The organism is Paenibacillus phytohabitans (assembly GCF_013141775.1).
GTDB classification, from domain to species: Bacteria; Bacillota; Bacilli; order Paenibacillales; family Paenibacillaceae; genus Paenibacillus_AQ; species Paenibacillus_AQ phytohabitans.
This window is the reverse complement of sequence record NZ_WHOB01000020.1, coordinates 69,428-92,125: the sequence shown is the minus strand read 5'-3', so window position 1 is coordinate 92,125 and position 22,698 is coordinate 69,428. Positions and strand designations below refer to the sequence as shown.

The 22,698-nt window shown below is 52.0% G+C and carries 21 protein-coding genes; 15 read left to right on the top strand and 6 right to left on the bottom strand.

Features of this window, described 5'->3' with window-relative positions; translation table 11 throughout:
• Positions 1–26: 26 nt before the first annotated feature.
• Positions 27–209: a hypothetical protein gene (locus tag GC101_RS06710; RefSeq protein ID WP_171716631.1), complete on the bottom strand. Its 183-nt coding sequence runs from the start codon at positions 207–209 to the stop codon at positions 27–29.
• A gap of 319 nt (positions 210–528) precedes the next feature.
• Here GC101_RS06710 and GC101_RS06705 point away from each other — a divergent pair, with 319 nt between their 5' ends.
• The 9 genes from GC101_RS06705 to GC101_RS06665 all read left to right on the top strand — a co-directional run bounded on the left by GC101_RS06705 (position 529) and on the right by GC101_RS06665 (position 14,337).
• The gene (locus tag GC101_RS06705; protein WP_171716630.1) at positions 529–1,023 is read left to right on the top strand and encodes a hypothetical protein; all 495 of its coding nucleotides are present in this window, start codon (positions 529–531) and stop codon (positions 1,021–1,023) included.
• Positions 1,024–1,519: 496 nt separating this feature from the next.
• Positions 1,520–3,484: a WG repeat-containing protein gene (locus tag GC101_RS06700; RefSeq protein WP_171716629.1), complete on the top strand. Its 1,965-nt coding sequence runs from the start codon at positions 1,520–1,522 to the stop codon at positions 3,482–3,484.
• A 341-nt stretch (positions 3,485–3,825) separates the two neighbouring features.
• Complete coding sequence (locus GC101_RS06695) at positions 3,826–4,626, top strand: CAP domain-containing protein (RefSeq protein WP_171716628.1); 801 nt, start codon at positions 3,826–3,828, stop codon at positions 4,624–4,626.
• A 767-nt stretch (positions 4,627–5,393) separates the two neighbouring features.
• Entirely contained in the window at positions 5,394–6,323 is a 930-nt protein-coding gene (locus tag GC101_RS06690) for a GDSL-type esterase/lipase family protein (protein ID WP_246354205.1), read from the top strand.
• Positions 6,324–6,395: 72 nt separating this feature from the next.
• Positions 6,396–7,376, top strand: a complete 981-nt coding sequence (locus GC101_RS06685; protein ID WP_246354204.1) for an ABC transporter ATP-binding protein — start codon at positions 6,396–6,398, stop codon at positions 7,374–7,376.
• On the top strand, positions 7,369–8,358 hold the full coding sequence (locus GC101_RS06680) for an ABC transporter permease (RefSeq protein WP_039307732.1): 990 nt from the start codon (positions 7,369–7,371) through the stop codon (positions 8,356–8,358). The genes GC101_RS06685 and GC101_RS06680 overlap by 8 nt, the downstream gene beginning before the upstream one ends.
• A 72-nt stretch (positions 8,359–8,430) precedes the next feature.
• Positions 8,431–10,413 carry a DNA topoisomerase IV subunit B gene (parE, locus tag GC101_RS06675; protein WP_042237532.1) on the top strand — a complete coding sequence of 661 codons (1,983 nt, stop codon included), beginning with the start codon at positions 8,431–8,433 and terminating at the stop codon, positions 10,411–10,413.
• Positions 10,414–11,021: 608 nt separating this feature from the next.
• Positions 11,022–13,463 (top strand): DNA gyrase subunit A, encoded by a 2,442-nt coding sequence (gyrA, locus tag GC101_RS06670; protein WP_171716626.1) that lies wholly within the window; start codon positions 11,022–11,024, stop codon positions 13,461–13,463.
• A 436-nt stretch (positions 13,464–13,899) separates the two neighbouring features.
• On the top strand, positions 13,900–14,337 hold the full coding sequence (locus GC101_RS06665; RefSeq protein WP_039309191.1) for a MarR family winged helix-turn-helix transcriptional regulator: 438 nt from the start codon (positions 13,900–13,902) through the stop codon (positions 14,335–14,337).
• Positions 14,338–14,392: 55 nt separating this feature from the next.
• Here GC101_RS06665 and GC101_RS06660 read toward each other — a convergent pair whose 3' ends face one another.
• Positions 14,393–15,139, bottom strand: coding sequence for an RluA family pseudouridine synthase (locus GC101_RS06660; protein ID WP_171716625.1), 747 nt, complete (start codon positions 15,137–15,139; stop codon positions 14,393–14,395).
• Positions 15,140–15,142: 3 nt separating this feature from the next.
• Positions 15,143–16,006, bottom strand: coding sequence for a class I SAM-dependent methyltransferase (locus GC101_RS06655; RefSeq protein WP_039309196.1), 864 nt, complete (start codon positions 16,004–16,006; stop codon positions 15,143–15,145).
• Positions 16,007–16,384: 378 nt separating this feature from the next.
• Here GC101_RS06655 and GC101_RS06650 point away from each other — a divergent pair, with 378 nt between their 5' ends.
• From GC101_RS06650 to GC101_RS06625, 6 genes are all read left to right on the top strand, one after another.
• Positions 16,385–17,296, top strand: coding sequence for an AraC family transcriptional regulator (locus tag GC101_RS06650; protein ID WP_171716624.1), 912 nt, complete (start codon positions 16,385–16,387; stop codon positions 17,294–17,296).
• 110 nt (positions 17,297–17,406) lie between these two features.
• Positions 17,407–17,781, top strand: a complete 375-nt coding sequence (locus tag GC101_RS06645) for a VOC family protein (RefSeq protein WP_171716623.1) — start codon at positions 17,407–17,409, stop codon at positions 17,779–17,781.
• A 3-nt stretch (positions 17,782–17,784) separates the two neighbouring features.
• Positions 17,785–18,180, top strand: a complete 396-nt coding sequence (locus GC101_RS06640) for a VOC family protein (RefSeq protein ID WP_171716622.1) — start codon at positions 17,785–17,787, stop codon at positions 18,178–18,180.
• Between the two features lie 255 nt (positions 18,181–18,435).
• A complete protein-coding gene (locus tag GC101_RS06635; protein ID WP_039309205.1) occupies positions 18,436–18,888 on the top strand; it encodes a flavodoxin in 453 nt (150 codons plus the stop codon).
• 35 nt (positions 18,889–18,923) lie between these two features.
• Entirely contained in the window at positions 18,924–19,670 is a 747-nt protein-coding gene (locus GC101_RS06630) for a hypothetical protein (RefSeq protein WP_171716621.1), read from the top strand.
• Between the two features lie 78 nt (positions 19,671–19,748).
• On the top strand, positions 19,749–20,117 hold the full coding sequence (locus GC101_RS06625) for a winged helix-turn-helix transcriptional regulator (RefSeq protein ID WP_042138530.1): 369 nt from the start codon (positions 19,749–19,751) through the stop codon (positions 20,115–20,117).
• 44 nt (positions 20,118–20,161) lie between these two features.
• On the opposite strand, the gene GC101_RS06620 is transcribed toward GC101_RS06625, so the two are convergent.
• The 3 genes from GC101_RS06620 to GC101_RS06610 form a co-directional block, all read right to left on the bottom strand.
• Entirely contained in the window at positions 20,162–21,232 is a 1,071-nt protein-coding gene (locus GC101_RS06620; protein ID WP_171716620.1) for an SDR family oxidoreductase, read from the bottom strand.
• Between the two features lie 233 nt (positions 21,233–21,465).
• Positions 21,466–22,317 (bottom strand): GNAT family N-acetyltransferase, encoded by an 852-nt coding sequence (locus tag GC101_RS06615; protein ID WP_171716619.1) that lies wholly within the window; start codon positions 22,315–22,317, stop codon positions 21,466–21,468.
• A gap of 12 nt (positions 22,318–22,329) precedes the next feature.
• Positions 22,330–22,605: a GNAT family N-acetyltransferase gene (locus tag GC101_RS06610; RefSeq protein ID WP_039309214.1), complete on the bottom strand. Its 276-nt coding sequence runs from the start codon at positions 22,603–22,605 to the stop codon at positions 22,330–22,332.
• Between the last annotated feature and the right edge of the window lie 93 nt (positions 22,606–22,698).

Sequence of the window (22,698 nt, the reverse complement as noted above, 5' to 3'; positions counted from 1 at the left end):
ACCTTATATGGGGTTTATAGTTCATCTTACATTTCGATTGAAAGCAAGAACTCTCCGGGTGCTGCCGCTCCTCCAGTTCCAAACTTTACCTTCGTTACTCCCATCACCTCACCCAGGTGGTGGTGGTGCAAATTAAGCGTTTGCGGTATTTCGCAAACGTCTTTTGCTTTGGGCTTGATGATTTTGTCGCAACGTTGCTCCAAAACCATGCCCAATATCTCCACGCTTAAGTGAGCAGCAACCCCCAAAGTAACCAGTTGTATAAATTGTTGTACACAGTACAACTCGGAAGCATAAATATATAGGTGTTCGGGCGTATTGTTGTACGAAATACAATAATTTTCTTGCATTTTACCTTGGAGAAGGCGAATTGCTGCATTCTATACAACAATCGTGGATTAGAGACGGTATAATGATGAGAATGTTGTATTTAGTGCAAGATTTTTAATAACAACGAGCGGGTTACTCATTTAAAAATCTTAAATTTAGGCATTAACTTAGGATAAATCGTGGAACAGGGTGAAGCGCATGGGTCAGGAATCTTATCATTTTCTGATGTTTGATAAAAGAAATCAGGCGATTGTGGCACCAGATGAATACGGGGATAATATATTAGACATCGTTGGCGGATTTGTTGTAGGCAATTCATTCCTTGAAACCGCTGAAATTATTTCCTCCATTCCGAATGTCGGCACATATACACCATTAGATTTACATCGTTACCAAAGCACTAGGTGCTATTACACTCTTGATGATGGTAGTTGCATTATAGAAATAGAGATGAACTGTGGTGAATTAGCGGAGCAGGTCGAAGAGATTTCAATCAGATTTGCTGTTAGCAATCCTATTGAAACCTATGAGAAAACAATTGGACTTTGCAAATTATTATGTGAGAAGCATTTTGGAACTGGATCAGGGACCAAAATAAAAGTTAGTTGGAAATTTTCAACGAAACAGCCAGCAAGCGCAGCTACTATACCATATTTCACCAGTGATAGGGCAGGCGAAGCAGACCTTGAATAACCGGCTATCACCCTCTGAAAGGGTGTTTTTGTGCTGCTCTTAGGGTTGCAGTTTATGTCTTTGATGTAGTTTGTGCCTGTGACTTTGGTTTTGCTGAAGAAAGGTGGAGAGTAACGGAGGGGAAGTTTGAACTGGAGGAGCGGGAGCGTCCGCCTTTGTCTCCGGATTTCCACCGCGTTATAGCGGTTCAAATCAAGAAATCTGGAGACAACAGCGGCCGGAAGTCCAAACATTCACCGCAGTTACGGCCGCACCTTTCCTAGTTTGCTTTAAGCCCTCATGCTCCTAACGCATTCCACGCTCTTAACGAATTCCACGCTCTCAACGCATTCCACGCTCTCAACGCATTCCACGCTCCTAACGCACTCCACGCTCTCAACGCACTCCACGCACACGCTCATACACACGCGTATCGGCAGCTCTGGGCACATAAACACCCTTTCCCCCTCACTCTCATATTCTATAGGCAAATGCCTTTGTAAGGGAGAGCGACTGAATGCTGAGGATTAAGCTGAACGAGCTGGGAAAAGAGAATGACAATGGTCTGATTCAGACGGAGGTATGGCGGTGGGACGGAATCGGCTGGAATGAGGTTATTCCACAGCAGGAGGAGGATTTCATCCGTGCGGATGATGATCTGTTCGTGACGATCCCGGCAGAGGCGGGATTATACCGCGTAGACTACTCCAAAAAGCCGCTGGAGGCGCTTATCGTGCTTCCGGAGGTAGATGCCAGCGGGCTGCGGGCAGAGCTGCTGCATCCGGCTCCTTTTAAGCTTAAAGACGGAACACTGTGGGGCTACATTAATAACGACGGACGGACTGTGATCGAGCCCAGATACGACTATGCGGAGGATTTCCAGGAGAATGGCCTGGCGGTAGTGCAGCGCAAGAATTACAGCGGCCTCATTGACAGCTCCGGGCGGGAGAAGGTCAAACCGCTATATTCCTTTATTGCTCCGTTTGCCGAAGGGCGGGCTGTGGTTTCGGATGCCAAAGGCTATACTTTTATTGATGAGAAAGGCAAAGAGGTCACGTCCGCGCGGTATGACTATCTGAATTCGCTGCATGAAGGCCGCGCGCTGTTCTCCAAGCAGAATACAACCGGGGGGAACTCATACTACGGATATTTGGATGCCCAAGGCAAAGAGGTGCTGCCAGCGGTGTATCTGGATGCGGGGGATTTCAATGATGGAACGGCTCTGGTCAAAGTCGCTGAGGGGGAGTACGCGCTGATTGATCCCCAGGGAACGGTGCTGCATACGTATAAATATCCATTCGTGGGGTATCCGGGGGAAGGTCTGCTTGCTTTTCAGGCTACGGAGAACGGGAAATACGGTTACCTCCATACAGACGGCAGCATTGCCATCCAGCCGCAGTTTACGGCAGCCTTGCCTTTCTCGGAAGGGCGTGCGGTAATCAACACAGCTGAGGACTACGGTAATGCATACGGTCTGATTGACAAGCAAGGCAAAGCCATTATTCCGGCGACTTACTATGAAGTCCAGCAGCTGGGTGAGAACCGTGTTGCGCTGGGAACTCCGCTTTATGCCGATCAGCCGTACCGGGGTTCACGTTATGTGATTGCCGATGCGCTTACAGGCAGAATTCTCAGTACCCATCCGCTGCTCGGGGTGAACAATTATCAGAACGGGCTTGCGTCGGTGTATGATGCCAAGGATACCTATTTTATCGATAAAAGCGGTAAAAAAGCTGCCCAGCCGCCGGTCATTGCCGGCTCAGGATCTCTATCCTTCAGCGGCAACCTGATCCGTGCGGATGTTGACCAGCGTACTGCCTACTATGACCGCAGAGGCAAGCAGGTATGGCGGCAAAATGGGGTCATTCCGCTCAGACCTCCGTACTCCGTGCTGGAGAAGAAATATAAACCGAACAGGGATTACCTGGTCTACTATCCGGTAGTAGAAGGAATTGCTGTCGCTGAGATATCCAAATCAGTCAATGATAAGCTGCGCAGTCTCTCTCTCGCAGAGGGTGCAGGAACTGGAGGAGCGGGGCAGGATTTCAGCTATACGGGGGACTTTGCCGTATCCTTCTTCCGCAAAAACCTGCTGGTACTGGAGCTCAGCGGATACCGCTTTCCGTTTGGAGCGGCACATGGAATGCCGACTATGATCTATGAGCATATCAATTTGCGCACCGGCAAATTTTACACGCTGAGTGATCTGTTCAAGCCTGGCAGCAAATATGTGCAGAAACTCAGTGATATTGTCGGAAAACAGATTGCGGATGATCCGCAGTATTCTTATGTTTTTCCGGATACGTACAAAGGCATTACGGCTGACCAGCCCTTTTATGTGGATGGCGAAGCGCTGTATCTCTATTTTGCCCCTTATGAAATTGCTCCGTATGCTGCGGGCTTTCCTACATTCCGGATTCCGTATGCCGAAATTATGGGCCTGATCTCGACTGAAGGGGAATTCTGGCAGTCCTTTCATTAAGCGGGGGGCCGGTGAATGCCGATATTAATTGTAAGAACAAGCGACCGTTCTGAAGTGGACGGTTTCTTAAATATAAGAATATATATGCTTCGCGTTATAAAGTATCCTTTTATCTCTCGTTGAAACGGCACCGTGCTTATTAAAGGACGGCAAAGCCGTTTCCACTTTTTGAACAGAAGTGGACAAGCCTCAGCCGTGAAGAAAAATGTCATAATTTAGAAGCGCACAGCCGGATTTTTTATGTTACAATGACTGAGGAACAAATTACAACTTTGTAACAATTGATGTCCGCAACTCTCGGCAGCCAGGTAATTCTACAACAAGAATAAGGAGATGGCAGAATGAAAAGCAAGACTTTAAGAGCAATGATAGGTGGAAGTGTAGCCGCTGTTATGGCACTTAGCATTTCACTTCCATTACAGGCAAGCGCAGCAGCTGGAGCCACTACGGCAACCGCTTCAGATACGAATTTCGCAAAATTCATGGAATATTTCACACAGTACAATTCGAAGTCATTTGTATTTGACGGGAATACGTTCACCGTATCCAAGACCGTTATTTATAAGAATCCGGTTGCAACAGTTCCGGCAGCAACCGCTAAGCCGGTGGCTACCGCTGTACCAGTAGCGACAGCTAGACCAGAAGTCACAGCTGCGCCAGTAGCAACCGCTAAGCCTGTTGTTACACCAGCACCGACGGCTGCCCCTGTGGCCACAGCTAAGCCGGTAGCTACCCCAGCTGCAACTGCAGCTCCAGCTGTCGCAGACAGCGCTTCAAGCTACATTCAACAGGTTGTAGCCTTGGTGAACAAAGAACGCGCAGCAGCAGGACTGGCTCCTGTCTCCGCACTGGACAGCCTGAACAAAGTCGCAGCAGCTAAGGCTACTGACATGCGTACGAACAACTATTTCTCCCATACTTCCCCGACCTACGGATCGCCTTTTGATATGATGTCCGCGTTCGGCATTACTTATCAGGCAGCCGGAGAGAATATCGCAATGGGCCAGAAAACGCCGCAGGAAGTTATGACTGCCTGGATGAACAGCCCGGGCCATAAGGCTAACATTCTGAGCTCGAATTTCAACTACATCGGCGTAGGCTTCGACAATAATTACTGGGTTCAGGAATTCATCGGCAAATAATATAACCACTCAACGTAACTCTACTAAACTCTTATGGTTCATTTGTAAGCTTCACTCGTCCTCCGGTTTCCGGAGGGCTTTTTTTTGAGGTTTAGTAAATGAAGTTAGTCTTCTATTGTGGATATGATGATGGGAGGAAACTGGAGTAGTTGGATTTCATCCACTTACTGATGAACGAATGGACCCTGCCAGAACAGCAGTTGGATAAACAGCACTTAAATCATCCCAATTTACCCAAAGCAGCGAGAAACACCAATAATAGTTGTTGTTTTTCCACTTGCTGTTGCTTATTCCTCAGAAATCGAAGAGCTAAGATACATTTTTCCACTTGTTTCTTGCAAGAGCGGGTGCCTCTCAGTACCTCAATCCGGCATTGTCTTTTTTGTTCTGGATCGGGAAATGAAGGTTTTTGTCTGACGAAGATAAATCAATTTGCAGTTTTGCAGTTTCGCATGATCAGAGCCGCGCTATAGTGCCGCCCTGCCTGCTCCACCCCGTTTAGGTGGAAGCGGCGGAGGGGATTATGGAACTGTAGGAGCGGAAGCGACCGCCTTTGTCACCAGATTATCACCGCGAAGAGCGGTACAGATCAAAAAAACTGGGGAAAAACAGCGGCCGGAAGTCCAAAATCACCGCAGCCGCGCCTTTCACCAAAACCCCCGCTTTATTTGCAAATTAAGCAAAGAAGAATTATGTTTATCTACATAGGTAAGAAGTTTGTAAAATGTGGAACAATGGAGAATAGAACGGCATACGGAGGGATAGCATTGAACGATTCCAAATGGACCTGGAGGGCAGTGGGCCTGGTATCCATCCTGGCAACTTTACTTTTAATTACAGGGTTTGTGTATGCGGTAAGCGATATTATCAACCCCAAGGGGGAGACACTCCTGTCATCCCTCCCGCAGGAAACAGCTGCACCGACAGCCGCGGCAACGGATGAATTGAAGATACTGGCGCTGGGGGATTCTCTGGCCAAAGGGACCGGCGACAATTCCGGACAGGGGTTTGTGAAGCGTACGCTGGAGGCATTATCGGCGGACGGAGGCAAGGCGGAGCTGCTCGGCAACATGGGCATTAACGGCTTAACCACAGCCGGGCTGCAGAGCAAGCTTCAGGAGGAGGGTGTGCAGTACGCGCTCCGCCAGGCGAATGTAATCCTGATCTCTATAGGCGGCAACGACCTGTTCCGCGGCTCGGATATTCTGGGGACAGGCAGCAGCAGCGGAGAGGCAGAATCGTCAGCAGATACGGAGAATCCTGCGGACGGAATAGCGCCGCTGGGGACTGAATCCGCTGCGAATAACACGGTAGAAGGTTCAGCACCCGTGCCTACAGCCTCCACTGACGAATTGACCCCCGAGTCTCTGCTCTCGGCTCTGCCTGATGCATCGGGGCGGCTGGGCAGTATTCTTGACACCATTGCCGGGATTAATCCGCAGGCACAGATTTATTACGTGGGATTGTATAATCCCTTCGGAGATATTGCGGACCTGCTGGTTCCGGGCAATCAGGCTGTAACCGCCTGGAACAATGCAGCGATGGATATCATCAACACCCACAGCAATATGACGCTCGTTCCGACCTTCGATTTGTTCAACCGGCATCTGGACAAGTATCTCTCGAATGACCACTTCCACCCGAACGGGGACGGTTATCAGCGGATGAGTGAGCGGATTGTACAGGCTGTACATTAACCTGGGACAGGGTATGGAGCAGGGCAGGGAACATTCTGAACAGAAATGACCGCAGCAAGGAGTTGTATAGAGATGGCTAAACCAATGCAAGAAGCCTCCGGGGAGGTAGTCCTGTCCGTACATGGGGTCCGCAAAAAAATCGGCCGCAAATGGATCATAGATGATGTTACGTTTGACGTCCGGAAAGGCGAGATTTTCGGTTTCCTCGGTCCCAACGGGGCCGGCAAAACCACAACGATCCGCATGCTGGTTGACCTGATCCGGCCAAGTGAGGGCACGATTACCGTCTGCGGCTACAATGTGAACCGTGACCCGGAAAAAGCATTGCAATACGTCGGCTCCATCGTCGAGAATCCCGAGGTGTATACGTATCTGACAGGCTGGGAGAACCTGCAGCATTTCGCCCGCATGCAGCCTGGTGTGGACAAGGCGAGGATTGCCGAGGTAGTGGATATTGTACGGCTGGATCAGCGTATTCATGACAAGGTCAGCACGTATTCACTGGGGATGCGCCAGCGGCTGGGCATTGCCCAGGCACTTTTGGGCCGGCCACGGCTGCTGATTCTCGATGAGCCGACGAACGGCCTGGACCCGAAGGGCATCAAGGAGCTGCGCGAATTCATCCGCAAGCTCGCGGATGAAGGGCTTGCCGTGTTCGTCTCCAGCCATCTGCTGAGCGAGATTCAGCTGCTGTGCGACCGTGTGGCGATCATCAGTAAAGGGCGGGTACTCGCCGTAGGCGGTGTGGACGAGCTGGTTGCCCGCAATTCTCCATACGTCCTGTGGGAGCTGGAGCCGCTGAAGAGGGCAAGAGAATTACTAACCGGCCGGCCGGATATCCATCTGCTGGAGCTGGATGAGGTAACACTGGACGACTCGATTATCGCAGGCATGGGAGTGAATTCCCTGATCACGGTTATGGAGGAGGATTTAATCCCGGAAATTGTCGCCGTACTGGTTACTAGAGAGGTTGAGGTCCGGGCTGTGCATAAAATCAACCCTACACTGGAACAGCTATTCTTGAAGCTAACGGAAGGTGAAACTATTGACTAACCTGCTGCCGCTCATCCGCAATGAGTGCCTCAAAATCATAAAAAAGAAACGGTTTTATGTCATCCTGCTCATTCTGCTTGTGCTTGTGCCTATGTTTACCTATGCACAGATGCGTATAGCGGAACGCAGCCGGGATAAGTTTAACTCTGACTGGAGGCTGGAGGTCCAGCAGCAGATTACCGATAACCAGAACTCCCTCGGCAGCGACCGGATTCCGGAAGAGTGGAAGTCGTACCGGCGGATTTTTGTCCAGCAGCTGCAGTATTATCTGGATCATGATGTGAATCCGAACGAGCCGAGCGGCGTTACCTTTACCCGTGAGTTTCTGGACAATTCCGTGTCCCTGTTCATTCCGCTGCTGATTATGGCGGTGGCCTCAGATCTGGTCTCCGGGGAGAGAACGACAGGAACGATCAAGATGCTGCTGACGCGTCCGGTCAAACGCTGGAAGGTGCTGTTCAGTAAAATGACGGCCCTCATGATGTTTGTCTCCTTAATCGTCCTGTCTGCTTTTATCATCAGCTATCTGGTGTCGGGGCTGGCTTTTGGATACAAAGGATTCAATGTTCCGGTGTTCACAGGCTTCCAGCTGAGCGGGGATACGGTCGATATGACCACGGTTCACGCCGTGCCGCAATGGAAATACCTGCTGATGCAGGGCGGTTTGATCTGGTTCGTCAGCGTAGTTGTTGCTCTGCTGGCTTTCATGGTGTCGGTTCTGGTACGCAGTACGGCAGCCAGTATAGTGGTGATGATGGCGGCGCTGATTGCAGGCACAATCCTGACGAATATGGCTTCAGCCTGGACTGCGGCCAAATATTTATTTATGGTTAATATGGAGCTTACCGGGTATTTAGCAGGTACTCCCGCACCGATTGAGGGCATGACACTGGCATTTTCGATGGCAGTATTGGCGATTTGGGGACTGGCTGCAGTAATCATTTCATTCGCCGTCTTTACGAAACGGGATATTTTGAATTAGAATGTACAAAGTGAACGAAAACGTTTGTTTGCATTTTATAGAGATAGTAAGACACAAGAAGGAGGAGCATGAATGCTCGAACAGATCGATATGTTTGCAAAAGTCTCTAAGAACGCCGAAGTGGGCCGGACTGGATACGATGCTGACGACATTCAGGTGCTCGAAGGTCTGGTTGCGGTCCGCAAACGGCCCGGCATGTATATTGGCAGTACGAGTTCCTCGGGACTGCACCATTTAGTATGGGAAATAGTGGACAATGCCGTAGATGAGCATTTGGCCAAGTTTTGCTCGAAGATTGATATTACACTCCGCAAGGACGGATCGGTCACCGTAATTGACAACGGACGGGGAATTCCGACCGGGATGCACAAGACGGGAGTGCCGACTCCGCAGGTTGTTTTCACCATTCTGCATGCGGGTGGTAAATTCGGAGGCTCCGGCTACAAGAAATCGGGCGGTCTGCATGGCGTAGGGGCATCTGTAACCAACGCTTTGTCCGAGTGGCTGGAAGTGGAGATTTACCGTGAAGGCAAGATCCACCGGCAACGCTTCGAATATTGGGTCGACAAAAACGGGAAAGAACATGTCGGCGAGCCTGTGACTGGCCTTGAGGTACTGGGGAATACGAATAAGACCGGTTCGAAGATCACCTTCAAGCCGGATATTCGCGTCTTCCCGACTGGCATTTCACTGAATTACGACACACTTGCGGAACGGGTGCAGGAGATCGCCTTCCTGAACTCGGGCCTGCGGATCAACCTCAGCGATGAGCGGAGCGGACGGCAGGATGAGTTCTTTTATGAGGGCGGCGCGAGCCAGTTTGTACAGTTCCTCAATGAGGGCAAGGATGTCTTGCATGATGTGGTTCATTTCAGCTCCGAGAAGGATGAGATTGAAGTGGAGATTGCGCTGCAATACAATGCGGGGTACACGGAGACCATTGCTTCTTTCGTCAACTCGATTCCTACGCGCAGCGGCGGGACGCATGAGACCGGCTTCAAGACAGCCTATACCCGTGTGCTGAATGACTACGCCCGGCGGACGCAGCTGCTTAAGGAGAAGGATAAGAATCTTGAGGGCAATGATCTCCGTGAGGGGATGATGGCGGTTATCAGCATTAAGATGTCGGATGTGGAATTTGTCGGACAGACGAAGGATCAGCTGGGGAGTGCTTCTGCCCGCAGTGCCGTAGACTTTATTGTCTCGGAGAAAATGGCGCGCTTCCTTGAGGAAAATCCCCAGGTTGCGCAGAGCCTGCTGAAGAAATCGATCCAGGCGTCCAAGGCGCGCGAAGCGGCCCGCAAAGCCCGCGATGAAATCCGCAGCGGCAAGAAACGCAGCGAGAGCTCGAATCTTGGCGGCAAGCTGTCGCCTGCACAATCCAAGGATGTCACGCGTACCGAAATCTTCATCGTAGAAGGTGACTCCGCCGGAGGCTCAGCCAAGCAGGGCCGTGATTCGAAGATTCAGGCCATTCTTCCTCTGAAGGGGAAGCCGATGAATCCGGAGAAGGCCAAGCTGCTGGATATCTTGAAGAACGATGAATACAAGGCGATTATATCGGCGATTGGTGCGGGCATTGGTCCTGATTTTGCCGTGGAAGACAGCAATTATTCCAAAATTATCATTATGACCGATGCCGATACGGACGGTGCGCATATTCAGGTGCTGCTGCTGACCTTCTTCTACCGCTATATGAAGCCTCTGATCGATGCCGGCAAGGTCTTCATTGCCCAGCCTCCGCTGTATAAGCTGACGCGTAAATCGGGTAAGCTGGAAACAGTCCGCTACGCCTGGAGTGATGAGGAGCTGCAGAATTACCTGAAGGAATTCGGCAAGAATTTCGAGCTGCAGCGTTACAAGGGACTTGGTGAGATGAACCCGGACCAGCTGTGGGAAACAACGATGAATCCGGATTCGCGCACGCTGCTGCAGGTGCAGATCGAGGATGCCGCCAAGGCGGAACGCCGCGTCTCCACATTGATGGGCGACAAGGTTGATCCGCGTAAGCGCTGGATTGTCGAGAACGTCGACTTTACAGAAATAGTAGAGTAGGGGTTAGTGGGGAAGTGACGATTACTTCCGCTGTTTTTAATTTTTGATGATTGCTTTAAGCGCAGCGAATGGGATATTCGCAGATTGCCGCCAGAACTTTAGAATAAAGCGAAGCTAAATAATGTGGTTTGTAACGAGGGGAAGTTTGAACTGCAGGAGCGCTAGCGTCCGCTTTGGTATTTAGATTTCATCCGCTATAGCTTGAACTGAATAAGAGAATAACAGATGAGAATAACGGAGGGGGATTTTGGAACTGTAGGAGCGACAGCGACCGCCTTTGTCACCGGATTTCTACCGCTAAAGGCGGTAACAATCAAGAAATCTGGTGACAACAGCGGCCGAAAGTCCAAATATCCACCGCAGTTATGAACAACATCCCCATTGGAATTATTTTAAGTTCAATCTATATTAAGCGTATGAATCAGAAATCTAAATACAATAGCGGCCGGAAGTCCAAAACTCACCGCAGTTACGGCTTAACACTGATTTGTTTAGTTTTATTCTTAAGAGCCTTGAGGCAATACGAATCAAATATCTCAGGCGCGCAGCAGTCAGATCATCAATCATTACAAACGTGGACAGATTGAGGAACAGAAGGTGAAAAGTGAATGAGCAGTTTATCAGAGCAATTTTTGCCGGCTTTTCTGGAAGAGGTCGTTGGTGACCGATTTGGCCGGTATTCCAAATATATCATTCAGGACCGGGCGATTCCGGACGTCCGCGACGGGCTGAAGCCCGTGCAGCGCCGGATTCTGTATGCGATGTACGACTCTGGCAACACGCCGGATAAGCCATACCGCAAGTCGGCCAAAACAGTCGGTGACGTCATGGGTAACTACCATCCCCATGGAGATTCCTCGATCTACGACGGGATGGTCCGGATGGCTCAGCCCTGGAAGTTGGGACATGTGCTTGTCGACGGACACGGCAACTGGGGTTCGATGGATGATGACCCTGCAGCAGCTATGCGTTATACAGAAGCGCGCCTGTCTCCAATCGCTTTGGAGATGATGCGTGATATTGAGAAGCGCACCGTGCTTTTCAAGGACAATTTCGATAATACGGCAAAGGAGCCGGTCGTGGTTCCATCCCGTTATCCGAATCTGCTTGTCAACGGGACAAGCGGGATCTCTGCCGGGTTCGCCACGGAAATTCCGCCGCATAACCTGCGTGAAGTCATCGATGCCTGTATCGCTGTCATGCAGAAGCCGGACATCGCGCTGGAGGACATCATGACCTTCATCAAAGGTCCCGACTTCCCTACAGGCGGAACGATTATGGGCGGCGACGGCATCATGGACGCGTACCGTACCGGTAAAGGCCGCATCTACCTGCGCTCGAAGACGGAGATTGAGAACCTGCGCGGCGGCAAGCAGCAGATCGTTATCACTGAAGTGCCCTTCCAGATTGTGAAGTCGCGGCTCGTGACCTCCATGGAGAATATCCGCCTGGAGAAGAAGATCGAAGGCATTGCTGAAGTCCGCGACGAGAGCGGCCGTGAAGGGCTGCGGATTGTGGTTGAGCTGAAGAAGGAAGCCGATGCGAATGGTATACTGGCCTACCTGCTCAAAAAAACCGATCTGCAGATCACCTACAACTTCAACATGGTGGCCATCGTTAACAAGGCTCCGCAGCAGCTCGGCCTGAAGTCGATTCTTGAAGCCTATATCGCCCATCAGCGTGAAGTAGTTACCCACCGCACCCAGTTTGATCTGGAGCGGGCAGAGGACCGGGCTCATGTCCTGGAAGGGCTGGTTAAGGCTCTGAACATTCTGGATGAAGTGATCGCTGCAATCAAGGCGTCGAAGAACCGCCAGGATGCCCAGAATAATCTGGTGTGGATGTTCGGCTTCAGCGAACGCCAGGCCGATTCCATCCTTACCTTGCAGCTGTACCGGTTAACCAATCTGGAGATTCATTCGCTCCAGAAGGAGCTTGATGAGATGCATGCCAAGATAGCTGTCCTGCAGGGCATTCTGGACAGTGACAAGAAGCTGGTTGCCGTCATCCGCAAAGAGCTGCTGGAGATCCGTGATAAATACGGGATCGACCGCCGTTCACTGATTCAGGGTGAAGTGGAGGAATTGAAGGTCAGCATGGAGGTTCTCGTGAATGCGGAGGATGTGCTGGTCGCCATTTCAGAGGGTGGTTATATCAAACGGACAGGCATGCCATCCTTCACCCGTTCAGGCGGAGAGCGCCACTCATCGGGTGTCAAGGACGGAGATCATATCGTCAGGCTGCTGGACCTGAATACCCGGGACAGCCTGCTTGTGTTCACCCGCAAGGGCCAATACTTCCTGCTTCCGGTTCATCAGATACCGGAATTCAAATGGAAGGAGCCTGGTACGGCGATCGTGAACGTGATCGGTCTCGCCAAAGGCGATGGCATTGTCAGTGTGCTGCCGGTCGGCAATCTGGAGGATCCGCTGGCAAGTCTGGTCTTCGTCACCCGTAAGGGACAGGTGAAGCGTACAGAGCTCAAGGAGTACTCTACAAGCCGTTCCGGAGCCGTGGCCGCCTGTAAGGTAGCTGACGGTGATGAGATCATTACAGTGGCGCTGAGCAGCGGAGACAAGGACATCGTGCTTGTGACCCGTGAAGGGATGAGCATCCGCTTCCGGGAGAGTGAAGTCAACCCTATGGGCCGTGTGGCCACAGGGGTAAGAGGGATTCAGCTGCGTGAAGGCGACGAAGTCGTCTCCAGCTTCTGGGTCAGTGAGGACGAAGGGGAGATTCTTGCGGTTACCGAGATTGGCTACGCCAAACGCTCTCTGCTGCTGGATTACCCTTCCCAGAGCCGCGGAGGCAAAGGAATGCCGACATTCGAGTTCAAAGAAGGCAAACGGGTTCGCCCGAACGGCAGCAGACTTGTGGGGGCCTTCTACTGCAAGGAGCCGCTGGAGCTGACCGCCATCACCCAGAGCGGTGCGGTTCATGCCTTCTCCTCCGAATCGGCACCGCTTGGTGAACGCCGTTCCATCGGCAAGCAGCTGGTTGCTGTCGAGAAGAAGGATGAGATCATCAGCCTGTACCCGGCAGTTAAATAGCCGGGGCAGAAGCTTAGAATATTAAATAATTTAAACGGCGTTTGGCTGCTCTGGTCTACAGAGCTCCGAACGCCGTTTATTTGATTTGCATTTTCCTTAGCCGGATTATTGATGTTGTTGATCTGGATTGAATGCCTAATGTTGCACGTATTACAACTTTGACTCATGGATACCAGGGTATGCACAGGTATTGTTGTATGAAATACAAGAATAAACCCGTGCAGCTCCTTATAAGACGGGGATTGCTGTATTTAATACAACAATTCTGGGTTAAGGCCGATATCATAAGGGAAATGTTGTATTTCGTGCAGGAATTATATAATGAAATGACTAGCGGCCGTGATTTTATTTTTTTCTTTTGCAGGAAATGGAATTTTTTTCGCGAAAATGTTTAGGTATACCGGATAGAGATCCGCAGGGAAAGGAAGGAATAAGTGTGCACTCCACTGAATTCAGTAAAATCTGGCATAAGATATTAAAGGACTATAAGCTACATATGGATAGCAAGCTTGCCCCTACACTGACCGATGCCCAGCTTACCGTACTGGAATTGCTGCAGGAACGTGACGCGATGAAACCTTCTGATTTGGCTCCGCATCTGGCCACCAGCCCGGCGGCTGTAACTATGCTGCTTGACCGGATGGAGAAGCATAATCTCATTATCCGTGAACGAGATGCCTCCGACAGGCGGATCGTCTGGGTGAGCATCACCGAGACAGGCAAGAACGAGACCTCGCGCGGACTGAAGATCCGCAGTGATTTTTTTGCCGAAGCGCTCGATCCCATTTCATCACATAACCAGCAGCTGCTGCTCTATCTGATGGGGAAGATGGCGGTGGCTCCCGCTCCGGCACCTGAAGGTTCGACTCCTTAATAGATGTCCAGTGTTGACCTCATATATATGCATACACACAAAAGCAGGCTGTCCGTTACCGGATAGCCTGCTTTTGGTTCTGCGGGGTCCACAGATTCCAGGGATGGGTCTGTGGAGGCAGGGAGATCAATTCAACTTCCTCTTTGGTCACCGGATGCGGGAACCCGACCAGTGCTGACCACAGCGCAATCTGCTGTCCGGGTCTGTTCACTGCGGCACCATACTTCTGATCTCCGTACAGCGGGCAGCCAATGCCGCTCAGCTGTACGCGGATCTGGTGGGAGCGTCCGGTGAGCAGATCGATCTTGAGTAGGGTGTAGCCCTCAGCGCTGCCGAGCACCGTATAATCGAGAATCGCTTCCTTGCCGCCCGGTGTTCCTGGGCGGACAATACTGACCGTGTTGCTCCGCTCATCCTTCAGCAGCGTATTAATCAGCCGGCCCTGGGATGCAGGGGGCTTGCCATGAACGACTGTCAGGTACACCTTGTGGAAGGCGTGGGTGCGGACGCTCTCAGACAGCCGCGAGGCTGCCTTCGAGGTCTTGGCGAAGATCATCGCACCGCCTACCGGCCGGTCCAGCCGGTGAACGAGGCCCATGAAGACATTCCCCGGCTTGGCGTAACGTTCCTTCACATCTTCCTTCAGCAGGGTCAGCAGATCTGCATCGCCTGTAGCATCCTCCTGCACCGGAATGTTAACGGGCTTCACGATGCCCAGCAGATGGTTGTCCTCATATAAAATCTCGAACCGGGATTGTCCGCCGCCGGACTTCCCGGTTGTTCCGTTGTTCTGCGCGGTCATGGCTTACGCCTCCCAGCGGCCCAGAATTCCGCAAGGCAGATTCATGCCGGAGGATGTAATCGGCAGTCCGATCTCACCGGAGGTAAGCTTACCTCCGTAGCGCTTGCCCATGGTCATTGACAGCATATTGCGCAGTACGGTAGGCGAAATGCCCGTTGTGTAGGAGTTAATCAGCATGAACAAAGGCCGGTCGCTCATAATCTCCATGCAGCTCTCCAGGAACGGATAGAGACTGGCTTCGAGCTTCCACATTTCACCGCCAGGGCCTCTTCCGTAGGAAGGCGGGTCCATGATAATTGCATCATATTTGCTGCCGCGGCGCTGTTCACGCTGCACGAACTTGAACACATCATCTGTAATGTAGCGGACCGGCTTGTCGGCAAGCCCGGACAAGGCTACATTCTCCTTGGCCCACTGAACCATGCCCTTAGCGGCATCGACATGAACTACGGAGGCTCCGGCACTTGCCGCTGCAACGGTTGCTCCGCCGGTATATGCGAACAGGTTAAGCACGGAAATCGGGCGGTTAGCCGCAGCGATCTTGTCCATCATCCAGCGCCAGTTGGCTGCCTGCTCAGGGAAGAGACCCGTGTGCTTAAAGTTCGTTGGACGGAGATGGAACTTCAGCTTGCCGTAGCTGATTTTCCAGTCATCCGGAATGCTCTTCTTCATTTCCCATTGTCCGCCCCCGGCGGAACTGCGGTGATAGTGTCCGTGCACATCACGCCATTTGGCACTCTCGCTGGCCAGCGGCCAGATGATCTGCGGGTCCGGGCGGCGCAGCATAATATCGCCCCAGCGTTCAAGCTTCTCTCCGCCTCCGGTATCAATCACTTCATAGTCCTTCCAGTCACTTGCTATATACATTATTAATCCATCCTTCAAAAAGTCATTTAGCCTTTATTGTACAACATATAAGCACGCTGCTACAAACATAATGGTTGCAAAGCTGCGACTATTTCTCATTTTAGCCAAGAGTGCATCCATGTATAAGATTCCCATAAAAGTTTGCAGGAGCAGGATGCGCCATGAAAAATACTAAAGCATATGTAAGGGGAATCTGGCCGGCGTGCTTCTGGCACATCTTGCACAGATTGTGTATGATCAGATTACGCAAGGCTGTTATCTGGAGCAAAACCCATTAATGAAGTTAATACAGGCGGCTATAAAATAAAATGAGCTTAGGCGCTGAACAGTAATTCCGTCCTTTGCTGCCTAAGCATTACGAAGGTGAGGCCGGATGTTATGTTCAACCTTTCGGAGCTGTATTACCCGATCACCGCGAACCCGGCCGGGGGCGGCGAGTATCTGCCCGGCAGGCTGCTGCAGCCGTACATCCGCTGTTTCTGGGGGACTGTACCGCCGCCGGGTGAGCAGCAGAAAGCGCAATCCGTTGAAATTGCACAAGGGCATAACGGAGCAGTTATAAGTAAAAGTGAAAATGAAAGTGAAAGTGTAAGTATCTTGCATAAGCGGACGGAAACGATCATACCGGACAGTTGTATGGATATCATATGGGAGTGGGATGAGCGTACAGGGGAGGCTGACGGAATATTTTGCGGCATAAATGACACCCCATTTGAGGCGGGACAAGCCCGGCAGCCTGCGGGGAGACAGCGTTTCGCTATCCGTTTTCATTTCTGGGCGGTTCATCTGTTTGCAGATGAGCAGCTGCAGGATGTACTGAATGTCCACGTTCCAGTGGAGCAATACTTCCGTTCCTTCCGCAAGGAGCTGGGAGACAAGCTATGGGGGACACATACGATGTCCGAACGCATTGCCATGGCAGAATTATTCCTCCTGCGCAGGCTGGAGAATGCCGGCCGCAGCAGTGACGGGATGATGAACGCTGTCCATCGGATGCTTAAATCCCGCGGGGTGGTGAGTGCAGGGGAGCTTGAGCTTAGCTCAGGCTTCAGCAGCCGCCAGCTTGAACGCCTGTTCCGCCAGCATATCGGACTTCCGCCCAAAAAAGTGGCAGATCTTGTCCGCTTCCAGAATGTCTGGCTGGAGCTGTACCGGACACCGCTGCACAGAGGCGGTCTGCAGGATATTGTCTTTGCCTACGGCTACAGCCACCAATCGCATTTCATCAACAATTTCCGGAAATTTGCCGGCAGAACACCGCTGGATGCGCTGAGCTATGCGCGGAGCTGAATGTCGTTTTTTTGCAATACAAGCCCGGCAGGACAGAAGTACAATGAGGTCAGACAGGCTAACCACAGCCGGATCATACTACAGCTATTGAGCGGAAGGAGATTTAAGTTATGATTACAAGTTTTGACGGCATCAATCTGTACAGCAAGGACCCGGCGGCGCTCGCGGCATTCTATTCCGAGGTACTGGGAGTCCCGATTCCTTTTGAAGGCTTTGGACAGTATGACGGCGCGAAGATTGGTTTCGACCGCAACCAGCCGGGGCTGATTATCTGGGACGAGAGCAAATGGGGCAAGCACACGACAGGAGTCGTTAATCTGGTATTCTCCTGCAGCAGCCTGGATGAAACCTATGAGCAGCTTAAGGGGAAAGGGCTGGATTGTCAGCCTCCGGTGACGATGGAATACGGCGGTAAAGAAATGAATTTCCGTGATCCGGACGGCAACGGCATTACCCTGCTGGAAGGCGGATATTTGGAGGTTTAGTGCATGAAGCTGGGAGCAATCGCCCTGTGCGTGGATGATATGGAGAAGATGGTCCGGTTCTACAGAGATTTAATGAGGATGGAACTGGACTATGACGGCGGAGGGTTTACAGGAGTCAGGACAGCAGGAGGCATCTATTTCAATTTGTGTGAGCGTGAGCTGTTGGAGAGCCAGTTATCGCGGAAGTTTGACTATCCCGGAGGGCTGAACGGTACGATGGAGATCACCTTTAATGTGCCTCACTTTGCAGATGTCGATCTGGAATATGACAGGCTGATGGAGGCGGGCGTCCAATCGGTGTACCCGCCTACAACTGAACCGTATGGACTGCGAATCTGTTATACCGCTGATCCGGAGGGGAATCTTATCGAAATTTGTTCGGACGGCAAAGGAGAATAGGTTAGGCATTCTTCTATGCATTTCATCTGAAAATATGGATAAAGATCAGCGGCAATGCCGGACAGCAGTTCAAGTCCGGCATTGCCGCTGCTTCTGTTATCGGGGACAAGTATGCCTAAATTCCCGGAGCGGCCAGCTTTTAAAATATTGACAATGATAATCATTATCAAATAGAATGAGATTAGCAAAACATGGTTGCCTTTTGAGATGGACTATACAGAATACATTTCATATTTACCTTGGGAGGACAGAGTGATGGCTAAGGTGCTAGTGGCATATGCCAGCCTGACAGGCAATACGGAGGAAATCGCTGAACTGATTGTGGAAGGAATACGCCAGGCAGGCGGAGAGGCCGTACTGAAATCGGTCACTGACTGCAATGCGGATGAGATAAAGGCTTACGAGGCTGTGCTGCTGGGTGCGTATACATGGGGGGACGGCGAGCTGCCGGATGAATTCCTTGACTTCTATGAAGAGATGGATGAGCTCGACCTCAGCTCCTGCAAGGCTGCCGCCTTCGGAAGCGGAGATACCGGTTATGAAATCTACTGCGGAGCGGTTGATCAGATTGAAGAGAAGCTGAAGGAACGCGGTGCCGAGATCGTACAGGCCAGCCTGAAGATTGAGTACGGGCCGAACGCAGCAGAGAAAGACGCCTGCCGCAGCTTCGGACGCCAGTTCATTGAGACCTGCGCGGCGGTTTCTTAAGGATGGGCGCCGGGGCAGGATGCTTCGCAGGAAAGATGCAGGATGCAGGGACTGTCCGCTATGGCCGGCTGAATGATTTCCGGATGGAGCATATCATGCTGGGCGGAGCGGAGATGAACGGCAGCGGAGCTCCGGCCACTGGAGTTCCCCGCTGGAGACAGCAGGTCCAGTACGCGGTCGGACATACGCTTAATGACTTCTACACTCTGCAGCCTGAGGTGCGCCGGGAGACGCCTGTGCAATTTCTGCTGGAGCGCCGCTGGCCGCCGAAGGGTCATGCTTTTCCTTCCCTGATGCATTATTGGGATATCAAGCAAGCAGTTGCCGATGAGCTGATGCGGATTGTCGCCGGCAATCACACCGGAGAGATTCCGGTGATGCTGTATGAACAGTGGCATGTTCCTGTGCCGGAGCTTGAAATTGAACTGGCGATGATTTTTCAGCTCGCCTGGAGCTCGGGGCAGGAGGGGCGTTGTCTGAATATCCAGAAATTCATGGTGAGCGGGAATGAAGATGTCATCACCGGCTTTCTGCATATGGCCAGCGTCTTCTGTCATCAGGCCTACGGGAAACCGGCAGAGACAATCGGAATCTATTCGCTTCTGGATGGACGGCGGCATATCTTTGACGGAGCAGGTATCCCGCTTCAGGAGTCGCTCGACTATGTGCGCCTGCTGTCTGTGTTCCTGGAACGGGAAGAGCATGCGGAAGGCTGCATGAAAAACGGCAGCCGCCGCAATGACCGGGATGAGCCTATCCTTCGCGGATACGGCCTGATGTAGACAGGAGAACTTCATCGTAATCCTTGCAGGGGGCGTTCAAAGAAGATATGGTTAAGCCACAGGAGGTGTCCTTGACCCATGTCTGAAGGAATTAGAACCTACAACACCGGAGTGGAAGCGACACTCGAAGTGATTGGGGGCAAGTGGAAGCCGGTCATTTTGTTCTTGCTCACCTTTGGGAAGAAACGCAACGGGGAGTTCATCAGCCAGATGCCGTTCATTACACAGAAGGTGCTGACGCAGCAATTGCGGGAGCTGGAAGCGGACGGGGTAATCACAAGAACCTCGTATAATGTGGTGCCTCCCAGAGTGGAGTATGAGCTGACCGACTACGGCTGGAGCCTCAAGGAAATTCTGCATCTGATGTGCAGATGGGGCGATACCCATGTCGATAGAGTGTACGGAGATACGGCAGTCGTGCTCTCTCAACCGCAGAAGGAAGAATAGAACAGCCGGTCTCTGAATTTCAGAGACCGGCTGTTCTGCGCGGATCAGGGAATGATCCGTCGGTGGCGGAGATCCGCGAAGATGTCCATAAACATGGCTTCCGTATCCATAAACTCAAGGAACCCTGCGCGGCGGGATTTGGTGCTGTCGGCAAAGAAATCATAGTCCCAGGAGAATACGAAATCACCGAAGGCCCACGAGGAGACACTAGCATAGCTGTTCGGCTCCAGCCCGTATTTCTCGACCATCCGGTTCCAGAGCGGCTCTTTGTCCTGCATGGCCATTAAGAGGGACATCGGGAGCGGGGGCGCCGTGTCCAGATCGAAGCTGGAGGCAATCTTGGGCCATAGCTCGTTCCAGCGGAACAGATCGCCGTTGGTGATATTGAAGGCCTGATTGGCACAACGCGGTTCCGTTGCTGCCCACACCGTTGCTCTGGCCAGCAGACCGGCATCTGTCATCTCAAGCAGGCTGTGATAGGCGCCCGGCTTGCCGGGGAAGCGCAGCGGAATTCCCAGCTCCTTCGACATGGAGGCATAAATGGCGATTACCATCGCCAGGTTCATGGGATTGCCGAGAGCATATCCGCAGACGACGGAAGGCCGCAGCGCCGACCAGGTCCAGCTTTTGCCAGACTGCTTCTCTTCCAGATAATCCTGCTGCGCAATATTGAATTCCGGCGGCATATGATTGGCATCGGTTTCGCGTGCCGGTGTTTTGAACGGGCCGAGATGCGCGCCATATACCTTATATCCCTGCATGAGGCTGATGTGCCGGAGCCGTTGCGCAGCAGGTTCGACCGCCTCAACCGCGTGAACAAGCATAGCCAGATTAGGAGCGACCAGCTCTGCCCAGGTAGGCCGGTCCTGATAGGCGGCATAGAAAATATGCGTCACCTCCGCCAGACCGCCAAGCTTCCGCCGGCTCTCCGACGGGTCGAGTAAATCCGCAGCTATATAACGCACACGGCTGGTGTCCAGCCCTCCGCGGCGCGACACGCCGATGATATCCCAATCGGGAAGTGCAGCCAGATGATCAATCAGGTTGCGCCCTATGACGCCGTTCGCGCCGATTATAAGTGCTGTTTTACGTAAGTCTGAATCCAAAGGGTTCATGTGCAGCTCTCCTTCGTCAAAGTATTCCATCATTATGTATTGCCGCAGGAGTACTGAACAGTACGCACTTTGAGGTCATATAGGTACCTTGAGGTAACATAAGGACATCAAAAAAACAACAAAAAGCATCCTTGCCTGAGGGCTGATCCGGCCCTTAGGAAAGAATGCTTCGTGATTTGTTAAATGCAATTAGTATCTATTGTTGAACCGGCCGGCTAGGCTGGCCTTAAGGTTCAGAGCGCAGCACGGTAGTAATCCTGCTGGTTCAGAATAACGAACCCGCAGCTCTCATAGAGCTTCAGCGCATTGGGATTATCCAGGGCAACCTCGAGGTTCACACCGTTGTAATTCCGCTGTTCCCGTTCAATAGTCTGCATCAGGGCACTCCGGCCGATGCCGAGGCCGCGCAGATTCTTGTCTACGGTAAGACCATAGATCCAGGTCTCGTTGTCTTCGGACCACAGCCGCATTTTGCCGGCAGGCTGTCCGTTCATTTCAATAATGATATGCTCCTGGGAGCCTTCAAGCTCAAGCTGCGTGTACGTTTCGGCCGCGTCTTCCTCCGTCATGTTGAATCCGTCGCAGTCGAAGGCGATTAATACCGGAGTCTCGTCGGCACGTGCAGGCCGGAGCATAACGTTACCGGCGGCTGAACTTGCTTCAGAGGCCCCGCGGTTCCTGGCTGCGCCATCCCATTTCATCTGAAATTCCGCGTGGCTGAATTCCAGCGGCAGTGTCTTCAGATAAGCAGTACCTGAGGCTGAGGCCGCGGGCGTATTCAACAGCAGAGTCTTAATCTTACTGCGTGAGATGAGGGTCTGCGCCCGTTGCCAGAGCGAGCTGAAGATGCCCCGGCGGCGGTATCCCGGCCGCACCATGCCGCAGACTTCCATGTCTCCGCCGATATTGTATAACCCGATGAAGCCGACCAGCAGCTCCTCTTCATAGGTCACCAGCCATTCCACTCCGCCTGTTCCCGCCGGGAGCCTCAGCATGTCCCAATTCAGTTTGAGTGTAATGCCTTCATATTGCTCGCAGCGCTGCTGCAGTTCTTCTATTTCTTTCAGTGTATCAGCCGTAGTCAATCTATCTTCCCCCTATGTCAGCAGATCCCGGTACTCCGTGTGCTTCTCGAATTGATGGGCCGCATACGGGCACTCAGGCACAATTTTAACTTTCTCTTCCCGGGCCAGGTCAACGACCGCCCGCACAAGCTTCTCCCCGGCACCCTGACCGCGCAGCTCTTCGGAGACATAGGTATGATCAATCACGAGGTTACCTGTAGCCTCTTCCGTTCTGTATGTAATCTCGGCAAGGTCCTTACCGTCACCAGCTATATAGAAACGTCCTTCTCCCTTAGCAATCTGTTCCATGTTTCTTCACTCCATTCCGGTGTATTTCCTATATTTTACTACCCTGCCCGGCAAAAAGCGAGAAAAGGCATGGCAGGAATGCCAGCAATATAA